The organism is Photorhabdus laumondii subsp. laumondii, from assembly GCF_003343245.1.
Lineage (GTDB): Bacteria > Pseudomonadota > Gammaproteobacteria > Enterobacterales > Enterobacteriaceae > Photorhabdus > Photorhabdus laumondii.
The window spans coordinates 5560617-5580643 of sequence record NZ_CP024901.1; the positions used below are offsets into that span (position 1 = coordinate 5560617).

A 20027-nucleotide genomic window follows, 5' to 3' on the forward strand; every position below is an offset into this window, starting at 1 on the left:
TACCTCGTTCCCGTAGTTCTTTACGCAAAATCCGCTTGATCCATGTTACAAGAGAAAAATCACCGTCTCTACACGCTTGTTCTTCTAATTGCTCGCGAAATTTTTCTGGAAGGCGCATCTGATATTGTGGCGAGCATCCACACTCAAAAACTTTCGTATACTTTCTAACCCCTTCATACTTTTTTATGTTTTTGTTTTACAAAGAAATACGTTGTAAATGACTGAAAAAAAGTTCTAAAAAGGGCCTGAAAGACAGGATGGTGTTTGCTTTTAAAGCATAACATATTGTAATAAAAGGATTTATTAAAATAAGTGTCCAGACCTTGACCACATCGACATAAGCCCCGATTTTTTCGGGGCTTCAGAACGTTGGTAATGCGGCCTGATTTACTGCATACTTGATGTATTAACTATTAATACATTGGTGAGATATGAGAAAAATTACTACTGTCAGTATGGGTGAACAGCTTGACCGGTTCGTACAGCACATGATTGAAAGTGGCCGTTATGGAAATGCCAGTGAAGTTATACGTTCGGCGCTGCGTTTGCTGGAGCAACAAGAAGCTTACGATGAGATTGTACGCAAGGCGGTTATTACTGGCTTGGAAAGTGGGGAAAGCTCGCTGACCCTACGGGATATAGCGGAACAACGGAAACACAGACATCATGTATAAGCTCACGGATCAGGCTGCTGAAGATTTTGCTGGGATTTATGATTATACATTTTTGCAGTTCGGTGAAACTCAGGCTGACCATTATACGGAGGCACTGGAAGCATTTTTTGACACACTAGCTGAGATGCCACATATAGGGAGGGAATACCCATCTGTCCCAGGTGTCATGCTGGTTGAGTTTCACCGTCACACGGTTTTCTATACTATCCGGGATACCGATATTCTGATTGCGAGTATCCTTCATCAACAGATGAATCACCCCCGTTATTTTCAACGAAGTTTGTCAGCGATCTGAAATCCCCTCATACTATGTATGAGGGGTTATAAGCCCTTTGCGGGAGAAATTTTTAACAAAGCCCTCACGGGGAATAATCATACTCTAGTTGATAAAATCCAAAAGTCAACTTTCAGATTTACCGATAAGATTTGATGCGCCGATGATTTTGATTGTTGCACGTTGTATCTTTTCAATATCTTCACACGTCAAATATTGCTGAAATCGTTCATAGCTAAAATAACGTGCTCAAGCACCAAAAATATTCGTTTTTAGTAACTGATATTCATGTCACTTCACCTTGCCAAAAAATTTATACCCGTCATCTTTCAAGCTGCCTCTTTGTTGGCTGCACTCACTCACCCCGGTCACATAGTTATCTATGCTCCCGGGGATTCGCTCCCTTGCCGTCGCGATGCAACTTGAAATCCATAGGGTATATACACAAGCCATCTTTGTATAAATCAACCAGATCAAATAAAACATATAGCAACTAAATCTTTAATTATCATTAAAATAGGTAGCTGCCGGGTAGTTACGATAACTGCCAACTTTTCTCTACACCAACCATAAGAACAAAAACATTCGTTTGTACAATTCCATTCTTCTAACCGTATAGATCCGTGGTTTATCCATTGCAAAAAGCTATTGCCAAATCTCCTCAAATGGCAATGAGTTAAACAACCATTGCCTGCAAAATTTTTTGAGATTTGGGGTTAAGGCCCTTGGTTATTTATTGTTGGCGTTGCATGGCGTGTAACAACGGCGTATAGTGTTACGCATGGTGTAACAAGGACGGGAGCAAATGATTAAGTCATTTAAACACAAAGAGCTGAAACAACTTTTTGAAAAAGGAGTTATTTCAGGCATCCCGGCGCAGGATGCTGTCCGAATCAATGACCGCTTACAGGCCATCGACACGGCTAGCATGATTAGAAGATTTAAATATTCATGCCTACAAGTTACACCCCTTGAAAGGGGATCGGGCTGACATATGGTCAATTACTGTCAGAGCTAACTGGCGCATCACATTCGAATTTAAAAATGGTGATGCTTACATTTTAAACCTAGAGGATTATCACTAATGATACAGGCTATTGTTTCTCATCCGGGCGTTATGGTATCCAACATGCTGGAGGATTTAGGGGTTGGCGTTCGCCAGTTTGCTAAAAACATCGGCGTAACTCCAGCGACGGTTTCCCGCTTTCTTTCGGGCAAAACGGCGTTAACCCCGGCACTTGCCATCCGACTGTCTGCTGCGCTGGGGAGTAATCCGGCGTTTTGGATGCGCTTACAGACGAACTACGACTTGCGCCAACTGGAAGATGAGATCGACACGTCAGGGATCATTCTATACGGCGACAATGACAAAACGCCGCAGCTCACTTCAAAGCATTAAGCAATAGTAATAAAGCTAACAAATGTGGAGGCCAGTGTAGCCCGCATTTGTTGGCAGTTATCGCAGCTACCCGATAACCCCAAATTTGAAAAATACACACTCTGGCTAATGACGGGAAAGATTGCCCCAGAATCTGGGCAAATTAGCCCAACTCTCTCCCCTGATGGTGTAGACATCAAAACGTCACACCACTCAGACCGGAAAACTGGCTAACGCTACATGAGGAATTAAAAGCTGCTATGTCTCAGCACGGGTGCCAGATGGGGAGAAGCATCAACCTTAAAAAGCGCCCAAGTAAAGAGTTACCGAGTGACATTTTTAAAAACCAAAAATGGCAAGCAAAGGGCTATTCCGATATCAAAAGAGTTAGAAAAGGAAATCAAACAGAAGTCAGGGGAATTATTTGACGTTGATTACGAAAGCTTTCGTACAAAGTTAAAATCAATAAAACCTGATTTACCAGAAGGACAAGCAACGCACGTTCTACGCCACACATTCGCGAGTCATTTTGTGATGAAAGGTGGAAACATTGTTGCACTGCAACAAATACTCGGTCATGCCAATATACAACAAACTATGGCGTATGCTCATCTGGCACCCGACTATTTGCAATTTGCAATCATGTTAAACCCACTGAATGGCGGCATGGAAATTTAGCAATCATAAGCAACCGTAGCACTCAAAAGTGTCCACACTTGAAAATTTCCACGCTACTTACAGTTGCTTGTAAAAATTTTATCTGGTTGATTTTAAAGTGAATTAATCTTAGCCAGATAAAAAAATCCCGCCATAAGGCGGGGGAAAAGACAAGGATGGTGTCTACATACAACTCATAACATATTGAAAATAAATATACTTTTTCTATCATCGTCCACCCAATGTCCATATTGACGACAAAGCCCCTTAAACGGGGCTTTCACCACAAATTACTTTCATAAGAAATACTTAATTAAAAGTTAACCATCACCTTAACAGATCTATCAATCCCACATACTGTAGGCTTTTTCATTTATCAAGGCCGAACAGGAAAGTATCCTCGATAAGTCACTATTGCAGTATCTGTTATCGCTGGGGTGGTTGAGTAGACCTCAAAACCCCAAACAGCAATAAAAACAAGTTTTGTCACTGTCCGACGTTATCTATTTTATTGAAGTTCTCGCTCAAGCAGCTGAACTATGAATTGGTTCTTTGAGACTGCGTGTGATATTGCCGCCGCAGTCAAGCGAGCTTCCAGCCAGCCAGGATAACGAAGAGTAAAAGATTTTAGCTTGTCCTCTTCTTTGAATGGGTTAATTCCCTCTTCCTCGCACGTTTCTATATATTCAGCCAGTGAGATTTGTCCCTCTTTTTCAAGCCCGTCAATACTGTTTGATACGAAATCACAATATCCGGTGACATCCAGAAACTTGCCGCGAAAGGCCCCAATTTCTGCTTCGTAGGTAACAGAAGCGGGATGGCCGTCGATAGTCATAATGTTGTTGCTTTTAATCATGTTCGACCCCTATTACATTTTCGAACCACTCACGAAGGCCATTTACTGCGCCTTTATCCATTACGTTACCAGGATGAGGTTGATGAGTCTGATAGACTGAGCCCATGAGGATAAACTTCCGGCGTGATCCGTTGCCGTTCTTGATCTTCCCCCCTAGTTTGTTAATCAGGGTTTGGCGAGAGTGTCACAGTATGAAAATGGAACTCATCAGCCAACCTTTGAAACAATGTGTGCGTTCTCCAAGATATTAAAAGGCCGTGTAATTTTTCTAAATACCAAAAATGGAGATCAACGCATTGTTCCCATTTCTGACAAATTAGAGAAAGAAATTCGTGGTAAAAAGAAAATGGGCAAGCTGTTCAATGTTGACTACATAAATTTCTGTAAGATCTTACATGTAGTAAAGCCCGACTTACCTAAAGGACAAGCAACTCATGTCCTCAGGCACACTTTTGCCAGCCACTTCATGATGAATGGAGGGAATATAATTGCATTACAACAGATATTAGGGCACGCCAGCATAATCCAAACAATGGTCTATGCACACCTTGCCCCGGACTATCTGCAACATGCCATTACATTAAACCCTCTTAAGGGTGGGATAGAAGTAGAATAAAGCTAGAGAGTGTGGCGAGCGTCCACCAAGCGTCCACACTCAAAAACTTTCGTATACTTTCTAACCCCTTCATACTTTTTTATGTTGTTGTTTTACAAAGAAATGTGTTGTAAGTGACTGAAAAAAAAGGCCCTAAAAAGGGCCTGAAAGACAGGGATGGTGTCTATGGCAAGGAAAAATTCTCGTTTGCTACTACTTTGCTACTACTTTGCTACTACATTTGCTGCTATGGGTATTACAAATCAGTTCGGTAACTGAGACATACGCTGCCGATAATGTTGTTCCAATTGTGCTTGTTGCTCAGGCGTCAACAGTTGGTACATCTGGTGATGGATACGTGCCATTTCTACCTGATGCTCCACATTACATCTGATCATCCTTTCAATCAGAGCCTTTACTGCCACGCCATCAAAATCCTTCGCAGTGACCAGCTTACGCATCTCTTCTCGCTCTGTGGGACTCATTGACATCGATGAACGCGGTTGATGTTTCTGCCCTACCAAATCACGCATCTGTTGACGCTGCTGCTCAGTTAAAGTGATACCGTTAAACATATGGTCATTATCACCAATATCGTTATTATTACGATAATGATAACTTCCTACATTTTTATATTCACAAGGTGCACAATTACCAGGTACCGTAGCAGCGTGCATTGTACTTGCTGTTCCAGCTAAAGATGCCGTCGAGCTAAGAACAAACATTGACGCTAAAACTAACGCTGCTATGTTACGCATTAAACAACTCCTCGTTTCCCCGAACGATGCTATTAGGTTCAATGTGGACAACTATACTTACTCGGCTGCAAACTAGCGTCAGAGGCTTGTAAAAGAACGTAAAGTCGTGGAATAGCAAAGTTTGTTATCGTATTTTTGCTCTTGGAGGAAGTAATCAATGCATAAAATCCTATTAGTTGATGATGACCGTGAACTGACATCACTATTAAAAGAATTACTTGAAATGGAAGGATTTAACGTTGTTATCGCTCATGACGGAGAGCAGGCATTAAAATTCCTTGACGATTCGATCGACTTATTACTACTTGATATTATGATGCCGCGTAAAAATGGCATTACGACGTTAAAGGAGCTTCGTCTACACCATCAAACGCCAGTTATTATGCTGACAGCGCGAGGAAGTGATTTGGATCGTGTTCTGGGGCTAGAATTAGGGGCAGATGACTATCTTGCCAAACCATTTAATGATCGTGAGCTAGTGGCACGTATACGTGCTATTCTTCGCCGCTCAAACTGGAGTGAACAACAGCAAACAGACAATGGCCCACCCACGCTTCAGGTCGATAACCTACAATTGAACCCTGGCCGACAGGAAGCCAACTTTGCTAATCAAATTCTCGATTTAACCGGTACCGAATTTACTTTGCTCTATCTATTAGCTCAACATTTAGGTCAAGTTGTCTCCCGTGAACATTTGAGCCAAGAAGTATTAGGTAAGCGACTCACGCCATTTGACCGCGCAATTGATATGCATATTTCTAACCTACGCCGTAAATTACCTGAGCGGGAAGATGGGCTCCCTTGGTTTAAGACCTTACGTGGCCGAGGATATTTAATGGTTTCTGCGACATGATAAACAGTTTGACGGCACGCATCTTCGCAATTTTCTGGTTTACTCTGGCATTAGTCCTAATGTTGGTATTAATGGTGCCGAAACTGGATTCCAGACAATTGACCTCTCTGCTGGAAAATGAATACCGGCAGGGAGTCATGCTGGAACAACATATCGAAGCTGAATTAGCTCAAGATCCCGCTAACGATTTACTTTGGTGGCGTCGTTTATTTCGCGCGGTTGAAAAATGGGCCCCTCCGGGTCAGCGCCTAATACTGGTCACCAGCGAAGGGCGCGTTATTGGCGCACAAAGAAGTGAAATGCAAGTTGTCCGTAACTTTATTGGACAATCAGATAACGCAGATCATCCTAAAAAGAAAAAATATGGCCGCTCTGAAATGCTAGGGCCCTTTTCCATTCGAGATGGAGAAGATCATTATCAACTTTATTTAGTTCGTCCCGCGAATAGCCCACAATCGGATTTTATTAATCTGATGTTTGACCGGCCACTATTATTATTAACTGCTACCATGTTAATCAGTGCGCCACTCCTATTATGGCTGGCATGGAGTTTGGCTAAGCCTGCCCGTAAATTAAAAAATGCCGCAGACGATGTTGCTAAAGGTAACTTACGCCAACATCCAGAACTGGAAGCCGGCCCACAAGAATTTCTGGCCGCCGGTAACAGCTTCAACCAGATGATCAGTGTATTGGAAAGAATGGTTATCGCACAACAACGGTTAATTTCCGATATCTCCCATGAACTACGCACGCCTCTCACCCGCTTACAGCTTGCAACAGCATTACTTCGCCGCCGTCATGGTGAAAATAAAGAGCTAGAAAGAATAGAGACAGAAGCCCAACGGCTAGACAGCATGATTAACGATCTGTTAGTACTCTCCCGCAGTCAGCATAAAAATGAACTGTTGAGAGAAAACATTAAAATGACAGATTTATGGAACGATATTCTTGACAATGCTCGCTTCGAAGCTGAACAGATGGATAAAACCCTTGAAGCAACCTTACCACCGAGTTCTTGGGCAATTTACTGCAACCCATTAGCACTTGGCAGTGCTTTTGAAAATATCGTGCGTAATGCCTTACGCTACTCCCACCACCATATTGCGGTCGCATTTCACGCCGATAATCAAGGGATCACTATTACCGTTGATGATGACGGCCCGGGCGTCAACCCGGAAGACCGTGAACACATATTCCGCCCTTTCTACCGTACAGACGAAGCCCGCGATCGGGAATCCGGCGGCACTGGCCTTGGCTTAGCCATTGTTGAAACCGCGATTAACCAACACCGCGGTTGGGTTCGTGCTGAAGACAGCCCACTCGGCGGCTTACGCTTGGTTATTTGGCTACCACTTCATGGCCGGTAATACAGATTTCTGCTAAGCTTATTCTACAAATTCATTAAACAAATAAATTTTATTTATACTTGACCCGGCGAGTCTGACGGTTTAACCTCCCCTGTTATTCATTAAAAAACCTTATATTTTATTGCTTTTTTATTACAGCAGACAAAAGCATTGAAAAATCAAAACAGTAGATAAAATTATAACATTCTATGGAGTTCTGGGAGCCAATAACCTAGTGCGGTAGCTTTGTTATTACCTTATTTATTATTTCAGCAATATATCTTACACAACCTATTTAAAAAGCTTGTTAAATTTTCACCTGCCAAATAAAACTTATGGAAATAGATAGCACCCTATTAAAAACCAAATGTAATTTATTTTCATAAGTTTTATTTTTAAGTCATCATCTTAAAAGGCAAAATATGTCCTCACTCAACATTCTCACCGAGAAATTTGATAATAAAACCGCCACCATTGCCATTGTTGGCCTGGGTTATGTTGGCTTACCGCTCATGCTCAGATATAACGATATTGGTTTTAAAGTGATGGGTTTCGATATCGATAAAGAAAAAACAGATAAACTCAATCAAGGTCAAAGTTACATTGAACATATTCCCTCCGCCAAAATCAGTCACGCGATAAAGACCGGTTTTGAAGCCACGACGGATTTCACCAACATCGCGCAATGCGATGCCATTATTCTTTGCGTCCCAACGCCGTTAAATAAATACCGTGAACCTGATATTAGTTTCGTGATTAACACCACCGACAGGGTAAAACCGTATTTAAGGGCCGGGCAAGTCCTCTCCTTAGAAAGTACAACTTATCCGGGCACCACCGAAGAAGAGTTACTCCCCCGGGTTGAAGAAAGCGGGTTAACCGTCGGTGAAGATATCTTTCTGGTCTATTCACCTGAACGAGAAGACCCGGGTAACCCCGATTTCGAAACCCGCACCATTCCTAAAGTCATAGGCGGCCACACAGAAAACTGCTTAAAAGCGGGGATCGCCGTTTATCAACACGCGATTGATCAGGTTGTTCCGGTCAGCTCAACCAAAGCGGCAGAGATGACAAAACTGCTGGAGAATATCCATCGGGCGGTCAATATCGGCTTAGTCAACGAAATGAAACTGGTTGCCGATAAAATGGGCATTGATATTCACGAAGTGATTAGAGCCGCAGCAACCAAACCTTTCGGCTTTGTTCCCTATTATCCCGGCCCCGGATTAGGCGGGCACTGTATTCCCATTGATCCTTTCTATTTAACCTGGAAAGCCCGAGAATATGGTATCAATACCCGCTTTATTGAACTCTCCGGTGAAGTCAATTCCTCCATGCCCGATTATGTGGTCACTAAAACCGTATTAGCCCTGAACAAAGCGAATAAATCCATTAATGGCAGCCACATATTAATCCTCGGCATCGCCTATAAAAAGAATGTGGATGATATGCGAGAAAGCCCCTCAGTACATATTATGGAAAAATTAAGCGAATTAGGGGCCAATATTGAATATGCCGATCCGCATGTCCCGGTCTTTCCGAAGATGCGGGAACATCATTTTAATTTAATCAGCCAGCCCATCACGGAAAATAGTCTCAAAACCTTCGACTGCGTTATTTTAGCCACCGATCACGACAAATTTGATTATGAATTAATTATCAATCACGCCAAATTAGTTGTCGATACTCGTGGCAAATACTCTCCCAATCACAAAAACATTATCAAAGCTTAACTTAGGATAAGATTATGCTGAGCACTATCAACGACAGAAAGATAAAATTTGCTTTAGTCGGTTGTGGACGGATCGCTAAAAATCATTTCAATTCTCTGGAAGTACATCAAGAAGCAGCCGAATTAGTCGCCGTCTGTGATAACGATCAAGAAGCATTAAACGCAGCAGTAGAAAAAACCGGCGTCCCGGGTTTCAGCGACTTCAATACAATGTTGGATAACATCACCGCGGATATCATTATCCTGACCACTCCCTCTGGCCTTCATCCAGCACAGGCGATGACCTGCTTTGATAAAGGCTTTCACGTCGTCACCGAAAAGCCAATGGCAACCCGGCTGGCTGAGGGGGAAAACATGGTCAAAGCGGCAGATAAAGCCGGAAAACACCTGTTTGTCGTCAAACAAAACCGCTTAAATGCCACCTTACAATTGCTGAAACGGGCGGTCAGTGAAAAACGGTTTGGCAAAATCCACCTGGTCCACCTGAATGTTTTCTGGACCCGTCCCCAGGCTTATTACGATCAAGCCGCCTGGCGGGGCACCTGGGAATTTGATGGCGGTGCCTTCATGAATCAGGCGAGCCACTATGTTGATTTAATTGAATGGCTAATCGGCCCGGTCAAAGATGTTCAGGCCATGACATCAACCCACTTAGATATCGAAACAGAAGATACCGGGGTACTCAATATCCGCTGGCGGGATGGCACATTAGGCTCAATGGCTGTCACCATGTGCACTTATCCGCAAAATCTCGAAGGTTCCATCACCATCTTGGGGGAAAAAGGCACGGTCAGAGTGGGGGGTTTAGCCGTCAATGAAATCCAGGAATGGCATTTCGCTGACGAAAAAGAGTATGACCAACAAGTCAAAACCGCCAATTACGAAACCACTTCTGTTTATGGCTTTGGCCATCCGCTTTATTACAAAAATGTCATTGAGGTGATGAAAGGCGAAGCCCAACCCATCACTGATGGCCGGGAAGGCTTAAAATCCTTAGAGCTGCTTATCGCCGCCTACCTGTCAGCCAGAGATAACAAAACCATTTCTTTGCCTTTAACCTATTAAATCAATGGAACCGGTCTCATGTCAGCAGAACACATAATGATACATCCCAGTGCCATCGTTGATGAAGGGGCTCAAATCGGCAAAAACAGCCGTATCTGGCATTTCACCCACGTCTGCTCAGGTGCTCAAATTGGCGAAGGCTGTTCTCTGGGCCAAAATGTCTTTATTGGCAATCAAGTCACTATCGGCAATCACTGCAAAATACAAAATAATGTTTCTGTTTATGACAATGTTCATCTGGAAGATGGGGTATTTTGTGGCCCAAGCATGGTGTTCACCAATGTTTATAATCCGCGTTCATTGATTGAAAGAAAAAGTGAATATCAAAACACCTGGGTAAAAAAAGGCGCCACCTTAGGTGCCAACTGTACCATTGTTTGTGGCACCACCATTGGCGCTTATGCTTTTATTGGTGCCGGCGCGGTGGTGAATAAAGATGTTCCTGATTATGCCCTGATGGTGGGTGTGCCGGCTAAACACATTGGCTGGATGAGTGAATTTGGTGAACAATTAGATTTACCGCTACACGGACAAGCCACCGCCACCTGTCCTCACACTCAGCATATTTATCAACTCAATAACCATATTGTCGTGCGAATTAAATAATCAAGGATAAAGGCATGCAATTTACCGATCTGGCAGCACAGCAACTTAAAATTAAAGATAAAATTGACGCGAATATCCAGAAAGTCCTCGCACATGGAAAATATATTTTAGGGCCTGAAGTCGACGAATTAGAAGCAAAGCTGATTGCCTACACCGGCGCGCCATATTGCATTACCTGCGCCAATGGCACCGATGCCTTGCAAATTGCCTTAATGGCGATTGGCATTAAACCCGGCGACGAAGTGATTACCGCCGGCTTTACCTACATTGCCACCGCTGAAACCGTTGCGCTACTGGGCGGGGTTCCAGTTTATGTTGACGTCAAACCCACCACGTATAACTTAGATCCAACGCAACTCGAAGCGGCGATTACCCCAAAAACCAAAGCGATCATTCCGGTTTCCTTATTTGGTCAATGTGCCGATTTTGACGAAATTAATGCCATCGCAGCAAAACATAACCTGATCGTAATAGAAGACGCGGCCCAAAGTTTTGGCGCGACTTATAAAGGCAAACGTTCCTGTAACTTAACGACCATCTCATGTACCAGTTTCTTCCCTAGCAAACCGTTGGGATGTTACGGCGATGGCGGCGCTATTTTCACCCGTGATGAAGAACTGGCGAAAATTATTCGTCAAATTGCCCGTCATGGACAAGACCGACGATACCACCATATCCGGATCGGAATTAATAGCCGCTTAGATACCCTGCAAGCAGCTATCCTGTTACCCAAACTGGAGATATTCGATGAAGAAATGGCATTACGTCAGCAGGTGGCAGAAAACTACAATAACGCATTGAACGGCATCGGTATCACGACCACGCCCTATATTGAGCCACACAATCTTTCGGCCTATGCGCAATATACTCTCCGCATTAAAAACCGTGATGAATTACAACGCAGATTAAAAGAACAGGGTATTCCCACCGCCATTCATTACCCGATCCCGCTAAATAAACAACCCGCGGTGGCCAGCAATATTGCTCTGCCTATAGGAGACGAAATCGCACAAGAAGTCATTAGCTTGCCGATGCATCCTTATTTATCCATAGATATAATTAATAAAATTGCCAGTTCAATTTAAAATCCATGAATCATAAATTATTGAGGAATATATCTGGCTTATTACTCTCATCATTATTCAGCCAGATATTATTATTACTATCAACACCCGTATTAACAAGACTATTTTCACCGGAAGAATTAGGTATTTACGCTTCATTTTCATCGCTTTTAAGTGTTTTTGCCGTAGGTGCTTGTCTTCGATATGAATTTTCAATAAGTTCATCAGGGAAAAGTCGTGAAATTAACTCATTAGTCACATTATCTTGCATTATTCCAATAACCATTAGCCTAATCGTTATCACTGTTTTTGCAATATCTAACACACCAGAAAAAATAATTATAGGAAACTATATATACTATATCCCGCTAGGTATTATCACTTATGGATTTTATCGAGCAGTGAGTTTCAATAGTATAAGAGAAAAACAATACCATGCACTCTCTATCACTAAAATAACGCAAACCGTTGCCATGATTAGCACCCAAATCATTGGCGGCATTGCCCATTTAGGCGCAAGCAGTCTCATCTTAGGCCAAATATTAGGCCAATCATTAGGTGTTCTATTTTTAAGTAAAAGATCCAAATATCGTTTAATTATCAGCAAACATGAACTTAGAAAAATAAGACTACTGGCTAAGAAATATTATCGATTTCCCGTTTATGATTTTCCTGCGGCTTCAATTAACACATTGAGTAATGAACTGCCCCAATTATTTATCATGTCCACCTATGGGCTAAAATCGGCAGGATTTTATTTAATTGCATCCAGAATATCAGGAGCCCCAATTACACTATTATCCCAAACCGTTTCATCTATATTACAAGGATATTTAAAAGACACGCTTATATCACCTTTCTTAAAGATAAAAAAAACATTTTATTGCCTAACACTGATTGCTATTTTATTTGCTATAGTGACATACTTCACGGGCATACCCATCATAACCTTTATCTTCGGTGAAGAGTGGCGAGAATCAGGTAAATATCTATTATGCTTAATACCACACTTATGCGGGCAAATAATATACTCATCGTTATCGGTATATTTATCAATTTATGAACATCAGAAAAGCAATTTATTTATTCAGACAACATCGATTATATTAAGATTAATCGCCCTCCTTACTGGATATCTATTAGGCGATATTTACCTTACCCTATTATTATTTTCACTCACAAGTTTTGTTCTCTATATGACAAGTACGGCTTATATTTTAAAATTATCTTTCATGCGTCAATAAGGTTAACATGAAGAAAATCATAATAAAAATAATTCCCTATATCATTATCGTGATGATTGTCAGCTATACATTCAATAAATATGCTTATGAGCTAGATGAATTCAATGGCAATGTGAGAAACTTAGTCATGAAAGGGAAATTCACGCAACGCGAATTTAATAGCAATGGCTTTCCTTTATCTCACTCACCTCATATTCCAGAGCCATTCTTATCCCCATTTTATGTTGTTCACTATGGCCTGATATACTCTTCTTTAGGCTTAAATCAAGATAACGCCAATATATTATGGCGAACCGATTCATCCTTACCCGGATGGAATGTACCGCCACCTCAATTCAATCAAAACGAATTGATTGCTAATTTTAAATTTTCAGCCGATTGGTTATTAAATAATATAAAATCATTTCATGGTGAAAGTCATTACTTATATGATTTTGATTGGTCATATAAAGGCTACAAAAATAATAAACTCTCTGCCCCCTGGTGGTCTGGACTAACCGATGCCTATGCCATTATTCTCTTATTAAGAGCTTATGACCATTTTGACGATGATAAATATCTACTCACGTCGAAACGACTATACCAATCATCACTCGCACCTATCCATAAAGGCGGCAGTTTAACAACATTAGATAATATGCCTTGGATTGAAGAGTACGTTGATCCTCAAGCCAATTCAGACCAATTGGCTTTTGTATTAAACGGCATGATCTATTCTACTTATGGTATTGAGTCATTTGAAACTTATTTAAATACAGATGAAAACACCAGAATATCCGATAAATTATATCAATCAATCAGCCATAATATATTTAAGTTCGACATAAAAAATGAATGGTCCAGCTATGATTTAATTGGCAACCCAAGCAATATTAAATATCACAAAATACATACTCTTCTTTTAAAAGATCTGATAGCTAGAAATCAAAATTTTAAAAATAAAGAAATAATAGATTTATATAATAATTGGAATAAATCCGCCGCTAATAGCGGATATTATTACATAAAACATGGCCCTACGAGTTGGGCATACTATCAATTTATCACTATGTATTTCCTGTCTATCTTAGTATTATCATTCATTTACTTCTTTATCCGCAAAAATGCAAAATAATATTAAAATAATCCTGAAAATATTTATCTATCAGGTTATTATCTACCTGAATTCAATACTTATATTAGATACATTCCATGAGGTAAGAGGCTATAATATTACCCCACAAGGTTACTTAAGTATTATTTTCTGTTGGATATCATTTTTACCACTCATTTTACTCAACAACCAAAAAAATCCCGTGATGGTTTTTTTATGGTTAATCTATATCACTTACATTATACCGGTATCAATTATATTCCCACTGATTAATTCAGCTTCTGTCTATTCAATCATTTTCGTCTGCACAATAAACATATTATTTTTCTCATCTATATTATTCTTTCGGATAATAGATAGAATAACAATACCGAAACTAAAAATCCCGTGGGATTTATATAAAATACTGATAATAGGATGTGGTATTATTGTCCTCTTATTCGTCATTAGCAATCCTGGATTAAGTTTAATACCCCCTAATATATTTAAAGTTTATTCCGTGAGACAGCACTTTAAAGACAACACACCGCTACTCACGATGTACATCATCACCAATGGGGGATATGTTATCTCGCCATTGCTATTACTAGCTTCACTCTATATTAGAGGTCCGATAAAATATCTGCTCATTACAATAAGTATTTTGATTTCCTATTTAATCTACAGCTCCTCAGGATTAAAAAGCATCGCATTCATGAATCTCGCGGTTATCATTCTATACTTCTATATAAAAGGAACAAAATCGATAAGTAACTCGGTGATAAATATCATCCTCTATTTATTCCTGACCGCCGGGATATTATATTTAATTTTCGATTTTTATGACCCACTGATCCATTGGCTACGCAGAGTATTCTTCACACCGACATTAAATACCTATTATTTTTATGATTATATCTACAACAACAATAGTGAATTTACGACAGAAGCGCCGCAAATAGTTTCTCAAATCTATTATGGCACCTCAGGTTCGGCTAATACTGGCTTTATTGGAGACGGTATCGCCAGATACGGTACACTGGGTTTAATAATAAACTTTTTTATATTTAATATATTAATCTTTGCAATGAACCTGAGCTCAAAAAAGGTTCCATTTGAACTTTCAACGACACTCTATTTACCCTTCGTATACACAATATCAAACTCAGCGATTACAGCACTACTACTGACCTATGGGCTGCTGGCATTAAGCATATTATTATTTTTATTCCCAACGAAAACTAACAAAATACCCTTATGAAAATCACACATATGACCTCGGTACATCCACGTTTCGACACCCGTATTTTCCTAAAAGAATGTTCTGCCTTACAAAAAGAACATGAGGTCTCACTTATTGTTGCAGATGGTAAAGGTAATGAAGTCAAGAATAACATTGCTATCATTGATGTCGGTATATTGCCCGGTCGATTAAATAGAATTTTTAAAACAACCGATAAAGTTTATAAAAAAGCATTAGAATTAGACGCCGACTTATATCATTTTCATGATCCAGAACTCATCCCTATCGGGCTAAAACTGAAAAGGAAAGGTAAAATAGTCATTTTTGATTCCCATGAAGATGTCCCTAAACAAATTTTTAGCAAACCTTACTTAAATAAATTTACCCGGGTTATTATCTCTAAACTATTCGCCCTCTACGAGAAGTATTCTACACCTAAATTTGATGGCATTATTACAGCCACACCCTCAATAAGAGACAAATTCTTAAAACTCAATAACAACACCATAGATATTAATAACTATCCTATATTAGGTGAGTTGCATAATAAACATGCCAACTGGCATGAAAAAGAAAAACAAGTCTGCTATGTCGGCGGTATTTCCGACATTAGAGGTATAGCCGAAATGGTTGAGTCCCTCTCTCACCTCACAACAAATACAACAATGAAACTCGCGGGCAATTTTTCAGATACAGAACTCGAGAACAAAATAAAAAATATGAAAAATTGGCACAAAATAGATGCACTGGGATTTTTAAATCGCATAGAAACCAAAGAGCTTTTATCTAAATCTATTGCAGGTATTGTTCTATATCACCCACTTCCCAATCATATCGATGCCCAACCCAATAAAATATTCGAATATATGAGTGCGGGTATCCCGGTCATCGCTTCAAATTTCACATTATGGAAAGATATAGTTGTAAAAAACCATTGTGGCATTTGTGTTGACCCATTAAACCCTAAGCAAATAGCTGATGCAATAGATTACCTATCAAATAACCCTGATATAGCAGAAGAAATGGGTAACAATGGGCTTCTGGCAGTCAATGAAAAATACAATTGGGATATTGAACAAAATAAACTAACCAAATTTTATCAACACATTGGACGTTAATCGATATGAAAAAAATCATCACCGTATTAGGTGCCAGACCACAATTCATTAAAGCAAGCCCAGTCTCTCGCGCTTTAAAAAATAATAACAAATTTAAAGAAATTATCATTCATACCGGTCAACATTTTGATACTAATATGTCTGATGTCTTCTTCAATGATTTAGCCATTCCCAAACCGGATTACACACTCAATATTCACGGTGGTTCACACGGTGACATGACAGGTAGAATGCTCATCGAAATTGAAAAAGTACTCATCACAGAAAAACCGGATGCCGTCATGGTATATGGCGACACAAACTCGACTTTAGCTGGTGCATTAGCCGCATCTAAATTACATATTCCGATTATCCATGTTGAAGCCGGTTTACGTAGCTTTAATATGCAGATGCCAGAAGAGATAAACAGAATATTAACCGATAATGTGAGTTCAATTCTTTTCTGTCCAACAGACACTGCCATCAATAACCTACAAAAAGAAGGCTTCGGTTCAAAGCCCGTTAATATCAAACAAGTCGGTGATGTGATGGAAGACGCCGCTTTATATTTTAGCCAAATGGCGAAAAAACCTGATGGGCTGGATGCGATACCAAACTTTATATTAACCACGCTCCATCGTGCTGAAAATACCGATAATCAGGAACGTCTAACTGAAATAGTAAACGCCTTAAATAATATACATAAAAGAACTGCTATTGTTGTTATGCCAATTCACCCAAGAACTAAAAAAATGTTAGCACAATACGACTTACATTTAGATGTTCATTTAATTGAGCCAGTAGGATATTTAGAGATGATCTGGCTACTCAAAAACACCGCCCTGATTATTACCGATAGCGGTGGACTGCAAAAAGAGGCTTTTTTCTTCAAGAAACCTTGTGTGACTGTGAGGGATCAAACTGAATGGGTAGAATTAATTGCCGCGGGCGTAAACAAACTCTCGGAGGCTGACAGTAACAAAATAACCCAAGCCGTTCATGACATGATTGGAATTGACATGGACTCGATTCAATCCATGTATGGTGGTGGTATCGCTGCGACAAGAATTGCTGACGAACTAGAAAAATCACTATGAATATCGTCTATATAAACCACTATGCCGGCTCACCGGATCTTGGGATGGAATTTCGTCCATATCATTTAGGACAAGAATGGATTAAATCGGGACATAATATTACCCTACTTGCAGCCTCTTATTCTCATGTACGGACCAAACAACCCAAACTGATAGAGAATAAAAAAACCACCGAAAATATTAACGGATTAGAATATATCTGGTATCCAACCCCGAGTTATAATGGAAATGGATTATCCAGAGTCAAAAATATTTTCTCTTTTTTACGGCAAATTTGGCTTGATAGCCATAACTTAGTCAAAAAATATCGACCTGATGTTGTTATTGCTTCAAGTACATATCCAATGGATATCTGGATTGCCAAACGTCTTGCCAAAAAAGCCAATGCCAAACTGGTTTTTGAACTGCATGATTTATGGCCGCTTTCACCCATAGAATTAGGTGGAATGTCACCTAAACATCCATTTATTCAATTATGCCAACTTGCTGAAAACACAGCTTATAAACATGCTGATGTGGTTATTTCCATGCTTCCTAAAGTACAAGAACATACGAAAGCACATGGATTAGATCTCAATAAACTACATATTATCCCTAATGGCGTGGTTATAAAGGATTGGATAAATCAACTTACTCCATTAAACCGTTCACTAGAAAAACTTATTATAACTGAAAAAAATAAAGGGCATAAAATTGTATGCTATAGCGGTGCCCATGGCCGCCCAAATGCGCTAGAAAAACTACTCAAAACGGCTTCACTGCTTCATGATAAACCGATAACCTTCTTATTAGTCGGCACGGGCCTTGAAAAAGATAACTTAATAAAGGAGTCTCAATCACTGAGAACAAATAACGTTATATTCTTTGATCCGATCCCCAAAACTCAAATCCCAACACTACTCAATAAAATTGACATTGCCTATATAGGGTTACAAAAGCAATCATTATTCAGATTTGGCATCAGCCCCAATAAACTCATTGATTACATGATGGCGGGCAAACCCATTTTATGTGCGATTGATGCCGGTAATGATCCTGTTTCTGACGTGAATTGCGGTATCACCGTTAAATCAGGCAAGCCAGAAGAGATTGCTCGGGCCTTATTAAAACTCAGTGAATTATCAACTGACGAATTAAACCAAATGGGGAAAAAAGGTAAAATTTACGCTTTAGAAAATCACGCTTATTCCGTATTAGCAGACAATTTCATCAAGGCCATCATCAATCATGAATAATAAATTCCTTCCTTTTGCATTACCTGAAATTGGACAATCCGAAATTGATGAAATCATTGACTTACTTAAAACAGTGATGGATAACCACCCGACCTAAAACCAGAAGATTTAAATAAAACATAGGAATTAATAACTATCATTACACTCTAAATAAAGTGACTATTCAACCATGATAAATATATCAGTTATTTGCCCTATATTAAATGAAGAAAAATATATAAAAGGGTGTATTGAATCACTGCTAAAACAAGATTACCCTACCGGGCAATTAGAGATTATTTTTATAGATGGTTGTAGTTCAGATAGTACTTTAAAAGTAATTCAGAGTTATACTGAAAAATATGAGTTCATAAAATTACTATATAACCCTGCAAAACATGTTCCTACTGCTCTGAATATTGGTATAAAAAACTCATTAGGGGAATATATAGCCAGAATCGATGCTCACTCCAGCTATCCCAGTAGCTACTTATCCAAACTATATAACTTATCAAAAAAACTTGATGCTGATAATATAGGTGGGATTGTTAATACAAAACCATGTAATTCTACAACCATTTCCCACAATATTGCATATGCCTTAAGTAGTCGCTTTGGAATGGGTAATTCCTATTTTCGAATTGGCATTAATAATATAAAAAAAGTTGATACAGTACCTTTCGGCTTTTTCAAAAGAACACTATTCGATAAAATAGGGCTATTTGATGAAGATTTAATTAGAAACCAAGATGATGAGTTTAACAACAGAATTATAAAGCATGGAGGTAATATATACCTTTCCCCAGATATTATTATTGATTATTACCCCAGAGATTCAATTAAAAAAATCTGTTCTATGTTCTACCAATACGGTTTATTTAAACCATTAGTCAATGCCAAATTGAAAAAAATAACATCATTCTGGCAATTAATACCACCAATTTTTGTCTTAGGGTTAATCCTAGGATTAATCCTCTCATTCACTAGCTCAATATTTTTATATCTATATATAGGTTGTATTTTTATCTATTTCTTCTTAACTTTACTGGTATCAATAAGAGCCCATTTAAAAAATAAAAAAAACTATATTTTCTTACCATTAATATTTCTGTACATACATTTATCTTATGGATCAGGGTATCTCATTGGAATAATGAAAATTATATTCAATAAGAAATTCCACGTAAAAAACAAAAGATAAG

At 39.4% G+C, this 20027-nt stretch carries 19 protein-coding genes and 3 pseudogenes; 19 read left to right on the top strand and 3 right to left on the bottom strand.

Annotated elements, in window-relative coordinates:
* Nucleotides 1–431: 431 nt before the first annotated feature.
* The 5 genes and pseudogenes from PluTT01m_RS24630 to PluTT01m_RS24655 all read left to right on the top strand — a co-directional run.
* Entirely contained in the window at nt 432–674 is a 243-nt protein-coding gene (locus PluTT01m_RS24630; RefSeq protein ID WP_011148849.1) for a type II toxin-antitoxin system ParD family antitoxin, read from the top strand.
* On the top strand, nt 667–969 hold the full coding sequence (locus PluTT01m_RS24635) for a type II toxin-antitoxin system RelE/ParE family toxin (RefSeq protein ID WP_011148850.1): 303 nt from the start codon (nt 667–669) through the stop codon (nt 967–969). The genes PluTT01m_RS24630 and PluTT01m_RS24635 overlap by 8 nt, the downstream gene beginning before the upstream one ends.
* A gap of 784 nt (nt 970–1753) precedes the next feature.
* Nucleotides 1754–2033: pseudogene (locus tag PluTT01m_RS24640) on the top strand (type II toxin-antitoxin system RelE/ParE family toxin).
* Nucleotides 2033–2347: a HigA family addiction module antitoxin gene (locus tag PluTT01m_RS24645; RefSeq protein WP_011148851.1), complete on the top strand. Its 315-nt coding sequence runs from the start codon at nt 2033–2035 to the stop codon at nt 2345–2347. Before PluTT01m_RS24640 ends, PluTT01m_RS24645 begins: the two are co-directional and overlap by 1 nt.
* 234 nt (nt 2348–2581) lie before the next feature.
* A pseudogene (locus PluTT01m_RS24655) lies at nt 2582–3004 on the top strand (tyrosine-type recombinase/integrase); the annotation flags it as partial.
* A 487-nt stretch (nt 3005–3491) separates the two neighbouring features.
* Here PluTT01m_RS24655 and PluTT01m_RS24660 read toward each other — a convergent pair.
* The gene (locus PluTT01m_RS24660; protein WP_011148854.1) at nt 3492–3839 is read right to left on the bottom strand and encodes a type II toxin-antitoxin system HicB family antitoxin; all 348 of its coding nucleotides are present in this window, start codon (nt 3837–3839) and stop codon (nt 3492–3494) included.
* Entirely contained in the window at nt 3832–4008 is a 177-nt protein-coding gene (locus tag PluTT01m_RS27805) for a type II toxin-antitoxin system HicA family toxin (protein ID WP_109791912.1), read from the bottom strand. Before PluTT01m_RS27805 ends, PluTT01m_RS24660 begins: the two co-directional genes overlap by 8 nt.
* Nucleotides 4009–4089: 81 nt before the next feature.
* Between PluTT01m_RS27805 and PluTT01m_RS24670 the strand changes: the two are divergent.
* Nucleotides 4090–4455, top strand: a pseudogene (locus PluTT01m_RS24670) (tyrosine-type recombinase/integrase); the annotation flags it as partial.
* Nucleotides 4456–4697: 242 nt separating this feature from the next.
* Here the strand turns inward: PluTT01m_RS24670 and cpxP are convergent.
* Nucleotides 4698–5192: a cell-envelope stress modulator CpxP gene (gene cpxP, locus PluTT01m_RS24675; RefSeq protein WP_011148856.1), complete on the bottom strand. Its 495-nt coding sequence runs from the start codon at nt 5190–5192 to the stop codon at nt 4698–4700.
* A gap of 157 nt (nt 5193–5349) precedes the next feature.
* Here cpxP and cpxR point away from each other — a divergent pair, with 157 nt between their 5' ends.
* From cpxR to PluTT01m_RS24745, 13 genes are all read left to right on the top strand, one after another.
* On the top strand, nt 5350–6045 hold the full coding sequence (gene cpxR, locus PluTT01m_RS24680) for an envelope stress response regulator transcription factor CpxR (protein ID WP_011148857.1): 696 nt from the start codon (nt 5350–5352) through the stop codon (nt 6043–6045).
* A complete protein-coding gene (cpxA, locus tag PluTT01m_RS24685; RefSeq protein ID WP_011148858.1) occupies nt 6042–7412 on the top strand; it encodes an envelope stress sensor histidine kinase CpxA in 1371 nt (456 codons plus the stop codon). The genes cpxR and cpxA overlap by 4 nt, the downstream gene beginning before the upstream one ends.
* A gap of 401 nt (nt 7413–7813) precedes the next feature.
* Complete coding sequence (locus PluTT01m_RS24690) at nt 7814–9124, top strand: nucleotide sugar dehydrogenase (RefSeq protein ID WP_011148859.1); 1311 nt, start codon at nt 7814–7816, stop codon at nt 9122–9124.
* A 14-nt stretch (nt 9125–9138) separates the two neighbouring features.
* Entirely contained in the window at nt 9139–10188 is a 1050-nt protein-coding gene (locus tag PluTT01m_RS24695) for a Gfo/Idh/MocA family protein (RefSeq protein WP_011148860.1), read from the top strand.
* An 18-nt stretch (nt 10189–10206) separates the two neighbouring features.
* Nucleotides 10207–10794 (top strand): acyltransferase, encoded by a 588-nt coding sequence (locus tag PluTT01m_RS24700; RefSeq protein WP_011148861.1) that lies wholly within the window; start codon nt 10207–10209, stop codon nt 10792–10794.
* A 14-nt stretch (nt 10795–10808) separates the two neighbouring features.
* Nucleotides 10809–11879 carry a DegT/DnrJ/EryC1/StrS family aminotransferase gene (locus PluTT01m_RS24705; RefSeq protein WP_011148862.1) on the top strand — a complete coding sequence of 357 codons (1071 nt, stop codon included), beginning with the start codon at nt 10809–10811 and terminating at the stop codon, nt 11877–11879.
* 5 nt (nt 11880–11884) lie between these two features.
* Nucleotides 11885–13102: a lipopolysaccharide biosynthesis protein gene (locus PluTT01m_RS24710; protein ID WP_011148863.1), complete on the top strand. Its 1218-nt coding sequence runs from the start codon at nt 11885–11887 to the stop codon at nt 13100–13102.
* A gap of 7 nt (nt 13103–13109) precedes the next feature.
* On the top strand, nt 13110–14216 hold the full coding sequence (locus tag PluTT01m_RS24715) for a D-glucuronyl C5-epimerase family protein (protein WP_011148864.1): 1107 nt from the start codon (nt 13110–13112) through the stop codon (nt 14214–14216).
* A gap of 736 nt (nt 14217–14952) precedes the next feature.
* Nucleotides 14953–15435 (top strand): hypothetical protein, encoded by a 483-nt coding sequence (locus tag PluTT01m_RS27810; RefSeq protein WP_228985241.1) that lies wholly within the window; start codon nt 14953–14955, stop codon nt 15433–15435.
* Nucleotides 15432–16535 carry a glycosyltransferase family 4 protein gene (locus tag PluTT01m_RS24725; RefSeq protein WP_011148866.1) on the top strand — a complete coding sequence of 368 codons (1104 nt, stop codon included), beginning with the start codon at nt 15432–15434 and terminating at the stop codon, nt 16533–16535. The genes PluTT01m_RS27810 and PluTT01m_RS24725 overlap by 4 nt, the downstream gene beginning before the upstream one ends.
* 5 nt (nt 16536–16540) lie before the next feature.
* Nucleotides 16541–17611 carry a non-hydrolyzing UDP-N-acetylglucosamine 2-epimerase gene (gene wecB, locus PluTT01m_RS24730; protein ID WP_011148867.1) on the top strand — a complete coding sequence of 357 codons (1071 nt, stop codon included), beginning with the start codon at nt 16541–16543 and terminating at the stop codon, nt 17609–17611.
* 44 nt (nt 17612–17655) lie between these two features.
* Nucleotides 17656–18846 (top strand): glycosyltransferase family 4 protein, encoded by a 1191-nt coding sequence (locus tag PluTT01m_RS24735; RefSeq protein WP_228957091.1) that lies wholly within the window; start codon nt 17656–17658, stop codon nt 18844–18846.
* A 169-nt stretch (nt 18847–19015) separates the two neighbouring features.
* On the top strand, nt 19016–20026 hold the full coding sequence (locus tag PluTT01m_RS24745; RefSeq protein ID WP_011148869.1) for a glycosyltransferase family 2 protein: 1011 nt from the start codon (nt 19016–19018) through the stop codon (nt 20024–20026).
* The last annotated feature ends 1 nt before the right edge of the window (nt 20027 follow it).

What these genes read in the sequence shown, in the direction of transcription:
- PluTT01m_RS24705 (WP_011148862.1), top strand. Translation starts at nt 10,809, where the DNA reads ATGCAATTTACCGATCTGGCAGCACAGCAACTTAAAATTAAAGATAAA.
- PluTT01m_RS24660 (WP_011148854.1), bottom strand. Translation starts at nt 3,839, where the DNA reads ATGATTAAAAGCAACAACATTATGACTATCGACGGCCATCCCGCTTCT.
- PluTT01m_RS24700 (WP_011148861.1), top strand. Translation starts at nt 10,207, where the DNA reads ATGTCAGCAGAACACATAATGATACATCCCAGTGCCATCGTTGATGAA.
- PluTT01m_RS24645 (WP_011148851.1), top strand. Translation starts at nt 2,033, where the DNA reads ATGATACAGGCTATTGTTTCTCATCCGGGCGTTATGGTATCCAACATG.
- cpxA (WP_011148858.1), top strand. Translation starts at nt 6,042, where the DNA reads ATGATAAACAGTTTGACGGCACGCATCTTCGCAATTTTCTGGTTTACT.
- PluTT01m_RS24735 (WP_228957091.1), top strand. Translation starts at nt 17,656, where the DNA reads ATGGAATTTCGTCCATATCATTTAGGACAAGAATGGATTAAATCGGGA.
- cpxP (WP_011148856.1), bottom strand. Translation starts at nt 5,192, where the DNA reads ATGCGTAACATAGCAGCGTTAGTTTTAGCGTCAATGTTTGTTCTTAGC.
- PluTT01m_RS24745 (WP_011148869.1), top strand. Translation starts at nt 19,016, where the DNA reads ATGATAAATATATCAGTTATTTGCCCTATATTAAATGAAGAAAAATAT.
- PluTT01m_RS24695 (WP_011148860.1), top strand. Translation starts at nt 9,139, where the DNA reads ATGCTGAGCACTATCAACGACAGAAAGATAAAATTTGCTTTAGTCGGT.
- PluTT01m_RS24690 (WP_011148859.1), top strand. Translation starts at nt 7,814, where the DNA reads ATGTCCTCACTCAACATTCTCACCGAGAAATTTGATAATAAAACCGCC.
- PluTT01m_RS24710 (WP_011148863.1), top strand. Translation starts at nt 11,885, where the DNA reads ATGAATCATAAATTATTGAGGAATATATCTGGCTTATTACTCTCATCA.
- wecB (WP_011148867.1), top strand. Translation starts at nt 16,541, where the DNA reads ATGAAAAAAATCATCACCGTATTAGGTGCCAGACCACAATTCATTAAA.
- PluTT01m_RS24630 (WP_011148849.1), top strand. Translation starts at nt 432, where the DNA reads ATGAGAAAAATTACTACTGTCAGTATGGGTGAACAGCTTGACCGGTTC.
- PluTT01m_RS24715 (WP_011148864.1), top strand. Translation starts at nt 13,110, where the DNA reads ATGAAGAAAATCATAATAAAAATAATTCCCTATATCATTATCGTGATG.
- PluTT01m_RS24725 (WP_011148866.1), top strand. Translation starts at nt 15,432, where the DNA reads ATGAAAATCACACATATGACCTCGGTACATCCACGTTTCGACACCCGT.
- cpxR (WP_011148857.1), top strand. Translation starts at nt 5,350, where the DNA reads ATGCATAAAATCCTATTAGTTGATGATGACCGTGAACTGACATCACTA.
- PluTT01m_RS24635 (WP_011148850.1), top strand. Translation starts at nt 667, where the DNA reads ATGTATAAGCTCACGGATCAGGCTGCTGAAGATTTTGCTGGGATTTAT.